Source organism: Nostoc sp., assembly GCF_036917775.1.
Taxonomy (GTDB): domain Bacteria; phylum Cyanobacteriota; class Cyanobacteriia; order Cyanobacteriales; family Nostocaceae; genus Nostoc.
Map to the genome: position 1 here is coordinate 15,598 of NZ_JBALEQ010000002.1, position 16,354 is coordinate 31,951.

Sequence of the window (16,354 nt, forward strand, 5' to 3'; positions counted from 1 at the left end):
TCTAACCAACAGTTTTACGTTAAGTTGACTGCGTGTTTTATACCATGTGTGAAGGAATGAAAATGCCACAGGGGAAAATATTACTGAAATCTGGCACTTTATGGACAAGTGTTAAAGAACGAACTGAATATGCTTTGCAATGCGGGGCGTTACTGTCGATTCCGACAGAATTTGAATTTATCGAACAGGATGGCGTGCGCTTTTTGGTGCGGATTTTGTCTAATCTGAATCGCAAAAAAGCAGCTAAGGAGAAACAGGAAAAAAAATCTGCTATCTCTGGTCAAGAGTTTAATCCTTTTTTGCCTTATGAAGAGGATTTATTTGTGGCGGATATCTCTGATACTCATGTATGTATTTTAAATAAATATAATGTTGTCGATCGCCATCTGCTAATCATCACCCGTGCCTTCGAGGAACAGGAAAGTTTGCTGACTCTGGAAGATTTTGCCGCTATGTGGGCGTGTTTGGCTGATTTTTATGGTTTAGCATTTTACAACAGTGGCAAAAATGCAGGTGCTAGTCAGCGACACAAACACTTACAATTAGTGCCACTACCACTTGTACCTTCAGGGCCACAGATACCTATTGAACCTCTACTCAGGGCAACACAATTTCAGGACTCGAAGGCAACTTTAACAAAGCTTCCTTTTATACACGCTTTTGCGCCACTAAATCCTGATTGGATGGAGTCGCCATTGACAGCAGCCCAAGCAACACTAGAAATTTATCGCACTTTGCTAGGGGCTGTGGGTTTAGATGCAAGGCAATTGGGTGCTTACAATTTACTAGCGACACGAGAATGGATGTTAATCGTACCGCGATCGCAGGAGCATTTTCAGTCTATTTCTGTGAATTCATTAGGATTCGCTGGTACTTTGCTAGTGCGAAACGCAGCCGAAATGGAGATTCTCAAAGCCCAAGGGCCGATGACCATTCTCAAAAATGTTGCTCTATCTTAATCAAATTTATGTTGTGTATCAACGTAAATACTTGGTTTCAGCTTTTTATTAATCATTCTTTAGTGGGAAATAGACTTGTGCCGTAGGGGTAATTTATACATTGCCCTACATTTTGTAGTTAATGCCTAAGCCCTATTTAATTTTAGATAGATGCTTTGCTATCATTTTCTTAAATGCTAGATTTATGGATTCTTATCAGGTTGAAATAGGTGCGCCTCTTCCTATAGAAATTGCTCAAATTGCCTCACCATCAACAACCCTCTCTCCAGCCTCAACACTTAGCCCTCGTATTTCTAAAGATGCTATTCGCAGTAGTTTGAGAGCTTCTACTGTGGATGGTGTTTTCGCAGCAGTTTTTTCTGTTGGTACTGGCGGAATTTTACTAGGGAATTTTTTGGTAGAGTTAGATGCCACGCCGATGGTATTTGGCATGGTGAGTTCTATCCCCATGTTGGTGAATCTCTTTCAGCCGATGGGTGCTTATTTGTCTGAACGCAGCACTAGCCGCTTTCATTACTCCCTTCGCACTCATGGGATTGCTCGGCTACTGTGGTTGATTTTAGTAATTGGCATTGTTAGCTTTAGTTGGGGAGGGCTTAATTCCAACCAATTAGTGATATTGTCGCTTTTGATTCTCGTATGCAGCCATTTTTTAGGAGGACTAGGAGCCGCATCGTGGTTGAGTTGGATAGCAATGTTAGTCCCACGTCAATTACGAGGAAGATATTTCGGCTTACGAAATAGTATTGCCAACTTAACCGAATTGGTCAGTTTGCCAATAGCTGGTCTAGCTGTATCCCATTGGTATGGGGGAAGTATCCAAGGTTATGGGGTGATTTTGTTCTTAGGCATTATCTTTGGAATTGTGAGTTTGGGGTGTCAATATTTTCAGGTAGATATCAATCCCCAATTACAAAATACTTATTATGCTAACTCATCTCAAACCAGTGAAATTAAGTCAGACTCGACACTAAATGAACCTGGTGAGATATCTGAAGCCATCTGTCTGCCGCAAATACCAACTCCCCAAAACAACATAGATAGCAGTATTTGGAAAAACTCTAATTTTTTGGTGTTTCTGCTTTATTTCGGCTCATGGACATTTGCTGTTAACCTGAGTGCCCCGTTTTTTAATCTCTACTTACTAGATACGCTAAACCTGGATGTAAGTTGGGTAACTTTTTATAACAGCCTGCGTGCAGGGGCACATATGCTGATGCTCATTCTGTGGGGTAGATTATCAGATAAAATAGGCAATCGTCCGATTCTAATTTCTAGTGGAATTCTAATTGCAATCATACCCTGGTTGTGGCTGAGGATTGGTTCTAGTCCTCTCGATCTTTGGCTGTGGTTGCCGCTATTGCACATATTTATTGGGGGTAATTGGGGAGCAATTGACTTGTGCAGCAACAATCTTCAGATAGAGATTGCAACAGTAAAAAATCAGTCTATCTATTTTGCAACAGCAGCAGCTATTGCGGGAGCAAGTGGTGCTTTAGGAGCAACTATAGGTGGCTTAATCGCTCAATTTGCTGGGTCTTTTGGCATAGCGGAAGTGTTTATTGTATCTGGGATATTACGACTAGCATCACTTGTTCCACTCATTGTAAAACAAGACTTGGGTAGTTAGGCTAAAATTTGTTGATTACAGATGTAAATACACAATGTTACACTCAATTTCGATATTTATCTAACTACAGAAAGAATTTATAAATTATGTCTATACTCTATACTAAAAAAGCTTTGTAACATAGTGAAAAAGTTCATGTTAGTGAATCATGTTCTTTAAATCTGTTGTTACATAAGCTAATATGTATTTAATTTGCAGTCTGGTTATAATTCCTGTTTCAATATGCAATTTGAATGCCAATTAGCTTATCTAATTCAAATAAGTTAAATTTCAAAATTTAAAACAGTTAGGATGCTTAAGGTAGACACATCAAAAATCAGTCTTCAGCAAGTTGAAGCTTTTGAGCAAGACGGCGTTATCTGCGTCAAAAATGTTTTGGATGATATCTGGGTAGAACGGATACGAACAGCTGTTGACAGAAATGTATTAATCCCTGGTCCTCTGGAGGTTAAAGGCATCCCCAGACCAGAAGGCCGTGTGGAGCATACCAGTAGCTTATGGCTCACTGATGCTGATTTCCGTGCTTTGGCTTTTGAATCTCCGCTAGCAAAGCTTGCTGCTCAAGTATTGAAATCAGAAAAACTAAACTTTTTGGCTGACGGTTTTTTTGTGAAAAAGCCGAAAGCAAACAGCCGTGTGGGATGGCACAATGACCTACCTTACTGGCCTATACAAGGTTGGCAGTGTTGTAAAATTTGGCTGGCTTTAGATAGCGCGAACCAAGAAAATGGTCGATTAGAGTATATCAAAGGCTCTCATCGATGGGGCAAAGAGCTACGTGAGGGATCAGATCCCTCATGGTTCTTAGAGCCAGAGCCTCACGAAATTTTGTCTTGGGATATGGAGCCTGGAGATTGCTTGGTTCATCATTTTCTGACAATTCATCATTCAGTAACTAACATATCTTCCACCCAACGCCGTGCAGTTGTAACGAATTGGACTGGTGATGATGTTACTTACTATCACCGCCCGAAAGCATGGCCTTTCAGACCTCTTGAAGAAATTGATCTCCCAGAATTTAATTCATTCAAAGCCAAAAAACCTGGTGAGCCAATAGACTGCGATATGTTTCCTAGAGTTGAAGTGCATCGTTAGTCCTAAATTTACAGGTGGTTGCTGCTATCAAGAGCATCCCAAATGAGAGCATCCCAAATGTGTAAGTTTATTTTTATACGGTATTTGAACTAAGGCGGAGAATGAAATAACGAACCGCAAAGGACGCAAAGAACGCAAAGTCAAGAGGTTTGTACAGTATATGTAGTGGCGTGTTACTCTGTCGCTAACACACCCTACGTATCCGTTCAAAAATCAAATAGGAGTCTTATATAGTTGGGATTTATTTAGCTGAGTTGCTCAGAATTTTAAGTGAATATTAGGATGTAATCTTATCAAGTTCATCGAGAATATTGCTATCTATATCAATGTCAAATTTCCGAGCGAAATGAGCAGATGATGCAATTAGATTAGGCAAATCTTCCATTAGCAATACTTTGGGGTGAGTACCTCCAGTTGACCAATCAATATATCGGCGACGGTCATTTTTTAGTTTCAGGTTAGGTGCATTAGCAAGTATAGTTTGAAAATACGACTCGTCTGTATATTTAAGATTGCTGTAGTACAAAGTTAAAGCATTTTTCTGACTGTGGAAATCAATAATGTATTTAGCAGCTTTGCGATTGGCACAAAACCATTGACTTCCACTGAAGCAAGCAAGTTTATTAGAAAAAGGAAGGAAAGCTTTTGTTAATAGTGGGTGTTCTAAGCGTACTTCTAGATTTAGTTGAGCAAAATATTTTTTTGATAAATTAAAAGAAAATGACTTTGTACAATATCGTTGATAGGAATTTTTCAGCCATAACATATTTGGTGTTAAATCGCTTTTATAAATTTTATATGTGATTGGCTCATACTGAATATAAGCATCATAAGGATTTGAGGCTAGATCGTCCAATATTTGTCTTGCAGTTTTAATGGGATAGTCTGCTTCACTGAGTAATACAAACCAATCCGGTGCATCTGGAACCTCATACATCAGTTGTAGTGCCTGTACTGTAGCTTCTACTAAAGTAAACTTCGCCCATTCTGTCTGTAGGTGAGGACGTACTACTAAGACATTTTTTGACAGAGTATCTACAGATAAATCACATTTTGAGAAATCATGATGACACACAATTAAAGGATAGTTGAACATCCTGTTTAACGTATTTATCAATCTGTAAATTTGTTGAGGGTTTGTATGAGTTAGTAAAATAAAACCTATTGAATTACTAGGGTAATTAGACATTTGCTTAAATTGTATGACTTTTTAAATAAAATATTTGTCTGGGAAAGCATTCAATACGGTTCGGATAAGGTTTTTTGATGACACGTCCTAGATCACAAAGACGCGATAAATCGCCGTCTCTACAAAGGACTGATTATGTAGAGACGGCGATTTATTGCGTCTCTTGCCTTAACCGAACCGTATTGGGAAAGCATTAGCGTCTTTGTTGGCACATGAAAAGGAGAAGATAAGCCAATGGGTTTGAGTCTGGAAAATTAGATCGAAGCGATCGCTTCCTCAACCGACTTCTTAATCAGCGATCGCACCCATACACTAAAACAAGAAAAATCTCTGCCAATCAATTCTGCAACGCTTTACTGCCCAATGTTTCATTGATAGCCGTCATGAATAACTCATTTAGAGGGATTCCCGCTACTTTCGCCATAGAGGAAATCACGCTTTTGGGAGCAAAAGAACAATACAACCCGGCTTCTAAAAACCAAGGTTCTCCCTTTGGGTCGATGCGGAAGTCAAATAAACTGTAGTGACGACAACCTAAAGCTTGATGACACTTCTTAGCCACTTGCTGAACCTTTTGGGTAATCGGGTCGTTGGGGTCTACAATCCAAGACTTCATATTATCTTTAGCAGCAAAACCCAAATTGCCATCGTCCGTTTGTTTGAGTTTATCTGCATGGCTGCGGATGGGGTTTTCGTGGGGGTCTACCAAATATTCTTCTAGGGGTAAACCCACTAGTTCCCTGTCTTTGACGATGATACCGCATCTAACTTCTCGACCTAGTTCGATGAATGCTTCTACTATGACCTCTGAATCATATTCAAATGCTTTCTTCAAAGCAGCATCATATTCAGTAATATCTTTAACTAAGGCTACTCCTAAAGAGTTGTCGGAACTTGCGGGTTTGATGATTGCTGGAGGTGGAATTGTCGGAACGTCTCCTTGACGCAGTAGTTCTCCACGAGGCACTTTCACCCCTGCTGCTTCGACAATTGCTTTGGTTCTGGCTTTGTGGGCTGCGATCGCCATAATATCTGGAGTATTACCAATATAGGGGATCTTCAGCAGGTCAAATAAGGCACGGTAGTGAGTCATTCCCGGAATGCAAAACATCTGCGGTAACACGAGGTCAATGTTTTGTGCTGTTATAAACTCTATGGCATCAGATAGAGACATTGCTTTGGTGTCAGCAATATCTTCAGGGCTGAGGGAACGAGGAAAGCGCCACTGGCGATCGGGTGTGATGTATGCAATCTGAAAATCATACTGCGATCGCTGTATCATTGCTGCCAAAGAATCTTGGGCGTAAAGTCGTGATAAATCACAGTAAAAATCATCCTGTGCAGACCCAACTAATTGAAGAATACGAAGTGCTGGCATGATTTATCTTTCTATCTACTGTTAAAATTTATACAATATCCGTCGCAATACGATTCGGTTAAGGTTTTTTGATGGAAATTCTAAATTGTAGAGACGGCGATTCATCGCGTCTCTTGCTACGAGCATCATTACGAATTATTTTAATCCCCGCCTAATTCCACCAATTTACCAATATTGAAATCTATTTTCACCCATCCTTTGAGTTGTTGGAGATTCTTCAGCAAAAGCAAGGGAATCTGCCAGTGATGCAAAGTTAAAAATGGTATAGGGTCATCAAGCTGATAAATAGCATCAGTTCCCCTTACTAGGATATTCAACCGTGTTTGCAATTGTTTCCAAGAACGGATACCAGTTAGTCTCCAGATTTCGTGATATGTGAAGTAAGTGGGCTTGCTACTAGCTAGGGGTTCCAGAGGTGCATCTAGGGGAGTTTTACCAAAATAGGCGTTTGCAACACCAGGGTGATTGTAAAACATGGTGATTGCCGAATGAGTGCGAGGATTGCATTCAATGGCGTAAACTGTACCGTCTTCGGCTTGGATAAAGTCGAAAGAAACTTGTCCAGTCAATCGCAAACTCTTGACGAAGTGTTGCACCCATTCACGAATTTGGGGATTTTCGACATTTTCATAGTTGATTTGAAACGCCGAAGAGTTTGAACAGCAATGCAATCTTAGTTCCCCATTCCGCACTGTACTATGAGTGCATAATTCTTTGCCAGGAATAAATTCTTGCATAATCCAAGGTTTTTCTGGACTGATGGGTAAACTGTTGACAAAAGCTGCTGTCTCTTCTGGAGTTTCGCAGGGAAGTTTGGTTAAATTTAAGCGCCGAACGGAGTCGTAATCAATACTTTTAAGAATATATTTGTGGGTTTCTTGACTAAAGTCAAAGTTAATAACCTGTTGAGGATCTGTGATTTTAAATGACTTGGGGACAGATAAGCCAAGCGATCGCGCCTGATCGGTGAAGGCAAATTTATCATCCAACATCTTGGTGATATCTGCATCAAAGTGGAAAACTTCGCAGTATTCTGATAGTACAGGCTTTGCTAAAGAGTCATAATAGCTAGCGACAGGACTGCATACAGGTACGTAAATGTCAACATTTTCTTTCTTGACGATTTCTACTAGCGCCTGGATATAGCCCTCTGGCTCTGATTGTGGAGCAGGAACTGTGTAAAAACGACTTACCGCCTTAGAAAATCTATGACCAGACAACCAGTATTTGTGACCTTCAATCAAAATAACTCTGTGTCCTGCTGTATGGAAAGAGCGGGCAAGTTGCAATGCCTTAGTCATCTTTGCCCCACTCACCAAAATAGTCAGAGGATGAGCAGCTACGACAGCTTTTTTCGAAAATGGCGATTGCACAATGCCCCACAGCAAAGATATCAAAACTATAAAAGCATTGAACGGCAAGGCTATTAGTAATAATGTCAGAGTACCGAGAGTCTTGAATAAAGCCACTATCTTTACCCTCACACCTATTGAAGGTGTTGTGGATTGAGGTAGAGATAAAGAGATTGATTGTGTCATAAGTCTTTCCTTTGTATTTATTGTAGAGACGTTGCAATGCAACGTCTCTACAAACTTCGTTACGCTATGCGTCTAATCAGAGTTACACCATCTCGGATGGGTAACAGAACTTGCTCTACACGAGGATCGGCGGCGACAACACGGTTGAACTGAGCGATCGCTTCACCATTGGCGGTGCGTTGTTCTGGTGGTAAGTAAACTTGTCCTTGCAACAAAGTGTTATCCACGCAGATTAACCCATCAGGAACCAGCAATTCCCTATCTAAGATGAGCTGGAAGTACTCTACATACTCCTTTTTATCGGCATCAATGAAGATTAAATCAAATGATTCTTTTTTTGCTGCCAGCTTATGGAGTGTTTCTAAAGCAGGTGCTACTTCTACAACTATTTTGCTGCCGTGGGGAGACTCACTAAAGCAAGCTTGAGCAAATTGAGCTACATAAGAGTCAACTTCACAACCTATGAGTTGCCCATCGCTTGGTAGTGCCTCTGCCATTGCCAAGGCTGAATACCCTGTGAACATCCCTAGTTCTAGGATGCGCTTTGCTTTAGTGATATGAACAAACATTTTCAATGTCTGTCCTTCCAAATGTCCTGACAACATTTCTTGTTCTAGTTGACGCACTGTTTCACCATCGCTGAAACGTTTACTCCAGTCTTCAAGACTTGTTTTTTGCGCCAATGCTGTCAAGGCACTCGATTCGGGAGTTGTGTAATCATCCAGATAGGGATCTAACCCCGCCGCTAATTCAACTCCCTGACGCAGAGAATCTAATATCTCTACGGGAATATTGCTCTCTTCTGCTAATTTCAGGGTTTGCTGTAGTTGCGCTACTAAAATACTGTGTGGCGTTATGGGCCTCGCTGTTTCTCGTCCTAAAACACTCGTCATATTTTCACACCCCCAAGAGTTGAGCTTCTTGACTTTCAATGTATGCGTCAACGCCTTCACCGCCACGAGGGTATTTAGCACAAAGACGTTTATGTTCAGCTAAGGCAGCATCAAGTTCTTCACGAGTCAGATCGTTGACAAAGAAGCATTCACCAATAGGCCGAGGCATAGCTGCACGTTGTTTGCCGTCTCGTGTCAAGCTTATAGACTGGGTAGCATCCCAAAGCAAATCCCCATCTAGTAGAGGATGATCCAGCGATAGACCGATGCGACTCATCAAGTCTAGAATGCGATCGCGTTCTTCAGTTGGAATATAGCCTCGTTGTGCTGCAATGGTTGCAGATAAAGCCATATCTATATTGACCGCATGACCATGATATAGGGGTACATGAGGCGCTAACTCTAGAGTAGGACTCCAGGTGTGTCCGTAAGCTATGACGCGATCAAGGTCTATTTCATGTAAGTTTGGAGTTTCTAACTCCAACATGGTTTTGATTGCTTCGTAGTTGAGTTTATGAGCAATCTCTTTAAGTTCCGGTGTCCCATTCACGTGTCCAAAGTGAGTAGAAAGTAGTTCTTCGCCATATTCGTATAGCATTTCAAACACTTGCGAGTTAGAAACTACAGCGATTTTGACCAACTCTGCCATCCCATTGCGAACTTGAGCCGTTGGCAAGGTTTTCAAAAATGAAAAATCGAGGATAACTTTCAAAGGTGCATGATATGCTCCCAAACGATTTTTCAACTTGCGATGATTAACTGCTACCTTAATCGCTACACCTGCATCGATTAAACCAATTAACGTTGTCGGAACCCGAATGAAGTTACTCTTACGACGGTAAGCAGCACAAGCAAACCCAGCCACATCAGTAATTAGACCACCACCAACGACTAAGACCGGTTCCTTACGAACTAAGCCAAAGTCGGAAAAAGCGTCAACAATTTTCTCAAAGCTTTCAAGGGTTTTAGCTGGCTCTGTAATGATGATGGGAAATACTGTCAGATCAATGTCATAGTGCCTAAAATAGGACTTGATCTGTTGTCCATAAAGTTCATAAACATTGGCATCAATTACAGTCAGACAGCGACCAAATTTTTGATAGCTATCTGCTATTTCTCTGTTTTTAATATCAAATGCACCGTTCACATAGACGAGACTAAAATCAATTTTTTCGTAACCTTGCACGTGAAATGCAGTTTCTGTAGCTTCAAAGGATGCTTGAACCTTATTCATGTCTGTTGACCTTTATTGCAAAAAATTGGGAGATTTTGGTAATAATTGCGATTTACCCTAATGCACGCCAACAATAGATTATGCTTTTTATCTTTATTAGATAAAAGTCATGATAAAACTAGCTTTCAATAAAAAGCTAACTGTTATTGCTGACTGGCAATGTTATTAAACAAGACCACTCATTTGAGTAAATTCTTTGTGTAGGTTAACCTTTAATTCGGCATAACCTTAAACTAATCAACTAGTCCCACTAGCAATATATGGACATCATACTTGCCTGTTTCTTCCGGGATTGTTGATTTTAAATTTGGAAAATTCATCTTAATTTAATTAAGATTTATTCCACTATATTTAACTCTAATGGCTTTCCAACTGTACGATTCCGCAAAACTTCTACCCTAGAAAACTGCTCGTATCGTTGTTCTGCAAGCTTCAATTTGAGATTAGAACCCTGATTAATCGTTAGTCCGCTGTTTTTTAGCATTAGTATCGCACCTTATATCACTAAACTTCTACATTCTGTTTGCTTCAGAATGACAGTAGAATCCCTCTTGCATTCAGTCAAGTTCATGCTCAGTATTTAACATACTTACCTCAGTAACTCTTGAAAATTCAGAATTTAAATATATCTGAGCTACTAGTAACAAAACTTTAACTTTATTAAGGAACGGTTGGATGTTAAAAAATTTCTAAGTTTGTTTGAATTGGCTTTAAAGTTCTAAATTAGGTTATTTTAGCTCGAACTAACAAATAATCCACTGCTTAGGAACTTAAAAGCACAATACAAATCATAACATTAGAACTATACAAATCATAACATCTTTAAATATATTTAAGTCAATCCACCATGCGAAGTGTACTGAGCAGCCAGCATTTTTAAAAAGTATGTCTAAAGATAGATATTTTATCCAGTAGACTCCATAGGACTTATTAATAATAAAGTGTCACGCCAATAGGGGTTCGGGGAGGCAGAGAAGGCAGGGAAAGCAGGGGAGGAAAAAGGATTATTGTTCAGTGAACCTATCCCACTATTCTAAAAATCCCTACTTATTTTCGTAAAATGTGCTTGAAAACCTTAATTTTTCGTTTTTAGTTCTCAATAAGCTTAAGCTTTATAGCACAAATATTATTAGTGGGATAGGTTCGTAATTCTTCTCTCAAGAACAGCTTCTCTTCTCCCTCTGCCTCAACCAAAAAATTCCTTAACCGAACAGTATTGAGTGTCCCACCATTGTTAATTTTCTCTCTAAATCAAATAAAAAACCGTGGATATATTCTTCAGTCCATTCGGCACCATAGAAGCGTTTAAACATCCCTCGTGCTGGATCTTTTTCAGCCCGATATCGTAGGTATCGCAGTTGGGCTTGCTCAATAGCTTCTAAATTTTGGGAATCTGTTACAGCTTCTGCCTGTTCTACGAAATCTAGATAAGCTTTTAAATAGTCTTTGAAAGCGGCAAATACCTGAGTTTCCACTACAGCCGTTTCTTGGGGACGAGTCCACAGGAAAGCGGGAGAGAAAAAAGGCTGTGCTTCTTCTGGGAAATCTCCTCCCCAAGATAGATGCTGTTGATGGGTGTGGAAAATGGGCAGAATTGGTTCAGTATATTTTGCCTGATATGCTAAATCATCCCGAAATAGGGGCTGCATATCCAAAGCAATTAGGTGTCCTCCTGGCAATGTCACCAGATCCGCCCCAAAAAAGGGTAGATCATAGTTGAGGCGGGGGAAAATCACAAAATTTAGCACTTGCAGCGAATTACCACCCTGGACGTGGGCTGCACGAATTTGGCGCAATTTTGCAGTTTGAAAGGCGTAACTAGTGGTGACAACTTCTTCTTGATTTTTGCCCTTACCCACAACAGCACTTTTGGACTCAAACCCAGTGGGGATGGGATAGGGTTGTAAATCCAAGCGCGATCGCATATGGGCGATCGCATAATCGAGAAATGGCTGATATAGTGTCACGTCGCTTCGCTCCGAATTCAAAATTCAAAATTCAAAATTAAAGAACTTCTGCCTCCTGCCAATTATCTTTTGCTGGCACTGACTGCTAGAGGAACGGCATCTTCAAATAAAAATTCATGAAGAAAACGCTCTGCCCATTCATGACCAAAGTAACTGCTAAACAAACCAGATGCTGGATCTCGGTCTGCACTATATTGGTCATAGTCTTTTTGGGCTTTGATAATCCGTTGGATATCTTCTGGATCTTGAAGCACTTGGGCATCTGCTAGCATTTGCCAATACAAGTTTAAATAATCTTTAAAAGCTTCAAAGACTCGCGTTGAAACTGTTTCAGCGTCTGTTTTGGCAAACAAGAGGTACTTAGAAAAATACTGGTTGGCATCGTAAAACTTCATTTCTAAGTTTTGCGCCAAATCCGGGTATTTATTATGGAGATATTTTAGCGGAGCTATATATTTGTTTTGATAATCTTCATCCTGAAACAAAGGCTGAAAGTCAAGCACAATTAGATTCTTGACTTTGCCAAAGGATAAAAAATCAATCCCCAAAAGAGGTAAATCGTAGTTATGGCTAGGATAAATTACGCTGTTAAAAATTTGGGCGCTTTCCCCGGCATCAATATAGGTATAGCGAATTTTCCGCAACTCTTGAGATTGGTAACACCAACTGCGAATAGTTGCAGGGTTTCTGCCGCGATCGCTAACTTTGAATTCTAAACCAGGGGGAATGACCCTACTTTGTAAATCAAAGCGCTGAAATAGCTCTTTTTCTAAAAATTCCAGGAAAGGTTTATACATGGAACATGATTTGTTAACCCTTGCATGAAAATAAGTTATGGCAATCATGCACGTCTCATTTATGAGAAACAAAGCAACATTCCTTAATAGAGAATTGGGAATTGGGTATTAGTTATTCTTCCTTATCTCCTGATTTCCCATTCCCCATTACCCATTCCCCATTCCCCACTAATGCCTAGCATGATTAGCGATCATTTGCTCTAGAAGTTCTTGGGAAACACAGCGACGTTCAGAACAATAAGCCATTAAATTGACACCGTTCATCATTCGCACGGTACTAACCCTGACACGAAAATCATCAGTAATAAACCAACAACGTTCTTGACCTTGGTTATTGTCATAGTCAGTATCAATCGTCAGAACTCCATCATCGGCAAACCAATACCGACTGACAACTGGAATGCTCTCAACATAGCCTTGGTTACGGATCAGTTTTCCAGAACGCCTCGTTTCGTCGGGAATATCAACCAAAATAGCAGCATTATCATTAGGTAGCCTGGTGTCTAAGTTAGCCTGCCATGCAAAGCTCGCACCACCTGTTGCTTTAGTAGGGTCTATGCCTTGGTCTTTACAGACTTCTTGGACTTTGAGATCGTTCTTTTCCATGACTTTGATGATCAAATTCGACTGCCCAGACTCATCCGCTGCTGAGTCAAAATGGTGAACGGAACGTTCCGTAAACCATGTACCCTCACTTTTATGGAAGAAGTCGATCATTGACAAGGGCGGTATTAGATGCATCTGTTTTAAAACCTCTTTTGATTAAATTTTGCCGTTAGTGAATACTGAGCAATGAGATGAAGTCCCAATTTCGCTAAAGTGTAGAATAACTCCAAAAGTTATATTTTTATCAACTGATGACAAATAGTGAAATTCAACTTATCACTAGCGAACGCCCCAGTCCTACTCCAGAAATATTAACAGCCCTCAAAGCCAGAAACCCTTTGGATTGGGTTGATTTGTACCAATTCAATTTCAGGGGAGTTGATTTACAACAAGCTAATTTGAGCAAAGCCAAGCTACTAGGAGCCGATCTCAGTGAGCTAGTCTTGAGCAATGCTGATTTGAGTGGCGCAGATTTGCGAGGTGCAAATCTGCAAGGAGCCGATTTGAGTGGGGCTAATTTGCAGGGAGCCTATTTAAACCGTGCGAATCTCCAACAAGCCAATCTCAGTGGCGCAAATTTGGAAGGAGCCAAACTGCAAGTAGCCCGTTATGATGCACATACGAAATGGCCCCAAGAATATAACTACAAAGCTTCGGGAGCTGTAGGGCCGGGTGCTAATCTCAATGGTGCTTTTCTGAACACAGCTTCTTTACGAAACGCAGATTTACAGGGTGTTAATCTGCGTGGAGCCTACCTAAGTGGCGCTGACTTGACAGGAGCAAATTTGCAAGGTGCGGCTTTAAGTGGCGCTGACTTGACAAAAGCTTATTTGACTGGGGCTTGTTTGCGGAATGCTCGATTGACTGGAGCCGATTTGCGGGATGCAGACCTTCGAGCGACTGACCTATGTGATGCAGAGATGGAGCATCTTCAAAGTATCGCTGGTGCAGACTTTACTTTAGCCCAAGGACTCACAGAAGCAACTAAAGCTATGCTTAAAAGCCGTCCATATTCAGAACTCGACGTTTGGAACGCCTACACTCGTACAACAACTCGTGAGAGTTTGAGTGCTTGACCGTCGCAATTTTGGCGTTGCTGATTCCATGTATGAAAATGATTTTGCATCATACCAAAATCCTTGTAGAGACGTAGCAGTGCTACGTCTCTACATCCAGATTCATGCTTTAATTCAGCAACGTGGCAATTTTAAATTTTAGATTTTAATATCAAGTTCACTTAATTACTTGATAATTTAGTAGTGGCTTTACAACAGTTGCCAGTTATTTTTTAGCAGCGCTAAAAATGTAGCATATCCTTCGGAAAAACCCGGTGTATCGGGTAGAGCATATTGGGGAAATTCTTTATACGATCGCCAGGCTTCCGAAGCTTTATGTCGCAAATGTAAAGCAGATTCTGAGGAACCTGGTGGTCGCCAAGTCATTTGACCAGTTTGTGTATCAGTCACAAATGCCTCCTCATCTCGAAAAAGTTGATCTTTTATTCCAGATTTTGGCAGATTAGCCGGATATTTTGGTTAGTTTTAAGGTTAAATAGCATATTGTCTATTCTTGAAATAAATTTTATCACAAGATTCGGCACAAACCCACATCGCTATTGTGGCAGCAAGTCTTCTAAAGCAGCTCCGACAACTCGGTGATCTTCATCCTGTCTAAGTTGGTTCAGGGCTGCTTTTGCTTCCGGCTCGTCAAAGCGTTTGAGGGCATAGCTAACTCGCACGCGCATCCGCCAAGATTCATCATTCACTAATGTTAGTATTTGGCATAGTGCCGCAGTATTTTGGCTAGAATCAGCTAGTAAGCTGAGTCCATCAACAGAGGATTCCTGAACTGTAAAATCTTCATCTTTCAAACCTTGAACGCAGATATCAAATAGCTCTTCAGGGCAATTCATTTCAGCGATCGCAGCTAAAATGCTCCGCTTAACTAGCCAGTGGTAATCTTGATAAAATGCCATAACTAGATGAGAAACTGCGACTCTACCAAATAGCGACAAAGAATTGGCTGCCTCAGCTCGCACGTTGGGGGTATCGTCAAATTTCATAATTTGCATCAAAGCAGCAAAAGATTCTGCTGATTGTTGATTACCCAAACCCCTGGCTACAAAAGAACGCACCAAAAATTCTGAGTCATGAAGTTTACTTGCTAAAAGAGGAACTGCAACTTCTGATTCATAATCATTGAGGGCTGCGATCGCCTTCAAACGAGAGTGAAAATCTGGGTTCTTCAGTTCAGTTTGGATTTGATCGATTTCCATAGGTGCATTTGGTAGAGCTATCTTTACTTTATTTTACAGATGTCAAAAAATAGCGATCGCATTTGGGAAGATTTAATGGCAGGGAACAGGGGAGGCAGGGGAGCAGGGGGCAGAGGAGAAAGATTCCTTGTTACTTCCCAATTCTCAATTCCCAATTCCCAATTCTCAATACTTCGACTACGCTCAGTACAAGTTCCCAATTCCCAATTCCCTAAGCCAATGACTCAATTAAGCGAAACCGTCAAAGAATTAATCGCCAAAGCTAGAATTATCAGCTTTGCTGAGTGGGATAAGTCTCATTCCAAAGCAGCGATTGCCATATTTCAAGCTGCGGATGATGCTTTCCGTTATCTGAGTGACGAAGATTTATTACAGATTCAAACCAAGTCATCCGATAATTCTGAATTGATTCCTGTTGCTGTGTTGTTACGCGATCGCGCCGCCGAAATTGTTGATGAAGCTAGAGAGCAGGTTTTGACGACTTATCCTGAAATTATCCAGCCTGGAGGTGGCCTTTATCCGCCTGAACGCGCCCAAGCTTGCTGGCGAGATTTTTGGCATTTTCTCCGTTGTATTACTTATGGCATAGCAGGTGGACACGCTGAGTATACAAATCCCACCGGACTGCACTATATGAACTTACTCTATCAGGAATTACAAGTTCCATTAGATGCAATGCTCTTAGGTTTAAAAAGCATTAAGAGAACTCCACAAAAAAGATGATCCAATAGCTATGCTGGTTTAGCAAAAATTTCCACAAACCATTTTTTGAGATTGGGGAGGCGGTTAATCT

Annotated in this window: 17 protein-coding genes; 6 read left to right on the forward strand and 11 right to left on the reverse strand. The window is 40.7% G+C overall.

Translation table 11 applies throughout. The annotated features are described in order from the left end of the window. The first annotated feature begins 62 nt into the window (after nucleotides 1-62). The 3 genes from V7K69_RS00240 to V7K69_RS00250 all read left to right on the forward strand — a co-directional run bounded on the left by V7K69_RS00240 (nucleotide 63) and on the right by V7K69_RS00250 (nucleotide 3,684). Nucleotides 63-959, forward strand: coding sequence for an ATP adenylyltransferase family protein (locus V7K69_RS00240; RefSeq protein WP_335030554.1), 897 nt, complete (start codon nucleotides 63-65; stop codon nucleotides 957-959). Between the two features lie 184 nt (nucleotides 960-1,143). Beyond that, on the forward strand, nucleotides 1,144-2,589 hold the full coding sequence (locus V7K69_RS00245; RefSeq protein WP_335030538.1) for an MFS transporter: 1,446 nt from the start codon (nucleotides 1,144-1,146) through the stop codon (nucleotides 2,587-2,589). A 291-nt stretch (nucleotides 2,590-2,880) separates the two neighbouring features. Beyond that, nucleotides 2,881-3,684: a phytanoyl-CoA dioxygenase family protein gene (locus tag V7K69_RS00250; RefSeq protein WP_335030539.1), complete on the forward strand. Its 804-nt coding sequence runs from the start codon at nucleotides 2,881-2,883 to the stop codon at nucleotides 3,682-3,684. 277 nt (nucleotides 3,685-3,961) lie between these two features. Here the strand turns inward: V7K69_RS00250 and V7K69_RS00255 are convergent, their stop codons facing one another. From V7K69_RS00255 to V7K69_RS00295, 9 genes are all read right to left on the reverse strand, one after another. Beyond that, the gene (locus tag V7K69_RS00255; RefSeq protein WP_335030540.1) at nucleotides 3,962-4,780 is read right to left on the reverse strand and encodes a beta-1,6-N-acetylglucosaminyltransferase; all 819 of its coding nucleotides are present in this window, start codon (nucleotides 4,778-4,780) and stop codon (nucleotides 3,962-3,964) included. Nucleotides 4,781-5,210: 430 nt separating this feature from the next. Then, a complete protein-coding gene (locus V7K69_RS00260; protein WP_335030541.1) occupies nucleotides 5,211-6,251 on the reverse strand; it encodes a D-alanine--D-alanine ligase family protein in 1,041 nt (346 codons plus the stop codon). Nucleotides 6,252-6,391: 140 nt separating this feature from the next. Beyond that, nucleotides 6,392-7,789, reverse strand: coding sequence for an ATP-grasp domain-containing protein (locus tag V7K69_RS00265; RefSeq protein WP_335030542.1), 1,398 nt, complete (start codon nucleotides 7,787-7,789; stop codon nucleotides 6,392-6,394). 59 nt (nucleotides 7,790-7,848) lie between these two features. Then, nucleotides 7,849-8,682, reverse strand: a complete 834-nt coding sequence (locus V7K69_RS00270) for an O-methyltransferase (protein ID WP_335030543.1) — start codon at nucleotides 8,680-8,682, stop codon at nucleotides 7,849-7,851. 4 nt (nucleotides 8,683-8,686) lie between these two features. Next, the gene (locus V7K69_RS00275) at nucleotides 8,687-9,916 is read right to left on the reverse strand and encodes a sedoheptulose 7-phosphate cyclase (RefSeq protein WP_335030544.1); all 1,230 of its coding nucleotides are present in this window, start codon (nucleotides 9,914-9,916) and stop codon (nucleotides 8,687-8,689) included. Between the two features lie 337 nt (nucleotides 9,917-10,253). Next, nucleotides 10,254-10,400 carry a hypothetical protein gene (locus V7K69_RS00280; protein ID WP_335030545.1) on the reverse strand — a complete coding sequence of 49 codons (147 nt, stop codon included), beginning with the start codon at nucleotides 10,398-10,400 and terminating at the stop codon, nucleotides 10,254-10,256. 718 nt (nucleotides 10,401-11,118) lie between these two features. After that, nucleotides 11,119-11,883, reverse strand: a complete 765-nt coding sequence (locus tag V7K69_RS00285) for a phycoerythrobilin:ferredoxin oxidoreductase (RefSeq protein ID WP_335030546.1) — start codon at nucleotides 11,881-11,883, stop codon at nucleotides 11,119-11,121. Nucleotides 11,884-11,945: 62 nt separating this feature from the next. Beyond that, nucleotides 11,946-12,680, reverse strand: coding sequence for a 15,16-dihydrobiliverdin:ferredoxin oxidoreductase (locus V7K69_RS00290; RefSeq protein WP_335030547.1), 735 nt, complete (start codon nucleotides 12,678-12,680; stop codon nucleotides 11,946-11,948). A gap of 168 nt (nucleotides 12,681-12,848) precedes the next feature. Further along, nucleotides 12,849-13,421: a phycobiliprotein lyase gene (locus tag V7K69_RS00295; protein ID WP_335030548.1), complete on the reverse strand. Its 573-nt coding sequence runs from the start codon at nucleotides 13,419-13,421 to the stop codon at nucleotides 12,849-12,851. Nucleotides 13,422-13,537: 116 nt separating this feature from the next. Here V7K69_RS00295 and V7K69_RS00300 point away from each other — a divergent pair, with 116 nt between their 5' ends. Both V7K69_RS00300 and V7K69_RS00305 read left to right on the forward strand, forming a co-directional pair. After that, nucleotides 13,538-14,362 carry a pentapeptide repeat-containing protein gene (locus V7K69_RS00300; RefSeq protein ID WP_335030549.1) on the forward strand — a complete coding sequence of 275 codons (825 nt, stop codon included), beginning with the start codon at nucleotides 13,538-13,540 and terminating at the stop codon, nucleotides 14,360-14,362. Beyond that, nucleotides 14,355-14,504, forward strand: coding sequence for a hypothetical protein (locus V7K69_RS00305; protein WP_335030550.1), 150 nt, complete (start codon nucleotides 14,355-14,357; stop codon nucleotides 14,502-14,504). Before V7K69_RS00300 ends, V7K69_RS00305 begins: the two co-directional genes overlap by 8 nt. A gap of 47 nt (nucleotides 14,505-14,551) precedes the next feature. On the opposite strand, the gene V7K69_RS00310 is transcribed toward V7K69_RS00305, so the two are convergent. Then, on the reverse strand, nucleotides 14,552-14,752 hold the full coding sequence (locus tag V7K69_RS00310) for a hypothetical protein (protein WP_335030551.1): 201 nt from the start codon (nucleotides 14,750-14,752) through the stop codon (nucleotides 14,552-14,554). Between the two features lie 146 nt (nucleotides 14,753-14,898). Next, complete coding sequence (locus tag V7K69_RS00315) at nucleotides 14,899-15,561, reverse strand: HEAT repeat domain-containing protein (RefSeq protein WP_335030552.1); 663 nt, start codon at nucleotides 15,559-15,561, stop codon at nucleotides 14,899-14,901. 219 nt (nucleotides 15,562-15,780) lie between these two features. On the opposite strand from V7K69_RS00315, the gene V7K69_RS00320 reads away from it, so the two are divergent. Continuing rightward, entirely contained in the window at nucleotides 15,781-16,284 is a 504-nt protein-coding gene (locus V7K69_RS00320) for a phycobilisome protein (RefSeq protein WP_335030553.1), read from the forward strand. Nucleotides 16,285-16,354 lie beyond the last annotated feature (70 nt).

Coding starts and splice junctions, on each gene's coding strand:
- V7K69_RS00270 (WP_335030543.1), bottom strand. CDS start 8,682: ATGACGAGTGTTTTAGGACGAGAAACAGCGAGGCCCATAACGCCACAC.
- V7K69_RS00265 (WP_335030542.1), bottom strand. CDS start 7,789: ATGACACAATCAATCTCTTTATCTCTACCTCAATCCACAACACCTTCA.
- V7K69_RS00320 (WP_335030553.1), top strand. CDS start 15,781: ATGACTCAATTAAGCGAAACCGTCAAAGAATTAATCGCCAAAGCTAGA.
- V7K69_RS00315 (WP_335030552.1), bottom strand. CDS start 15,561: ATGGAAATCGATCAAATCCAAACTGAACTGAAGAACCCAGATTTTCAC.
- V7K69_RS00280 (WP_335030545.1), bottom strand. CDS start 10,400: ATGCTAAAAAACAGCGGACTAACGATTAATCAGGGTTCTAATCTCAAA.
- V7K69_RS00245 (WP_335030538.1), top strand. CDS start 1,144: ATGGATTCTTATCAGGTTGAAATAGGTGCGCCTCTTCCTATAGAAATT.
- V7K69_RS00300 (WP_335030549.1), top strand. CDS start 13,538: ATGACAAATAGTGAAATTCAACTTATCACTAGCGAACGCCCCAGTCCT.
- V7K69_RS00290 (WP_335030547.1), bottom strand. CDS start 12,680: ATGTATAAACCTTTCCTGGAATTTTTAGAAAAAGAGCTATTTCAGCGC.
- V7K69_RS00295 (WP_335030548.1), bottom strand. CDS start 13,421: ATGCATCTAATACCGCCCTTGTCAATGATCGACTTCTTCCATAAAAGT.
- V7K69_RS00250 (WP_335030539.1), top strand. CDS start 2,881: ATGCTTAAGGTAGACACATCAAAAATCAGTCTTCAGCAAGTTGAAGCT.
- V7K69_RS00255 (WP_335030540.1), bottom strand. CDS start 4,780: ATGTTCAACTATCCTTTAATTGTGTGTCATCATGATTTCTCAAAATGT.
- V7K69_RS00275 (WP_335030544.1), bottom strand. CDS start 9,916: ATGAATAAGGTTCAAGCATCCTTTGAAGCTACAGAAACTGCATTTCAC.
- V7K69_RS00240 (WP_335030554.1), top strand. CDS start 63: ATGCCACAGGGGAAAATATTACTGAAATCTGGCACTTTATGGACAAGT.
- V7K69_RS00260 (WP_335030541.1), bottom strand. CDS start 6,251: ATGCCAGCACTTCGTATTCTTCAATTAGTTGGGTCTGCACAGGATGAT.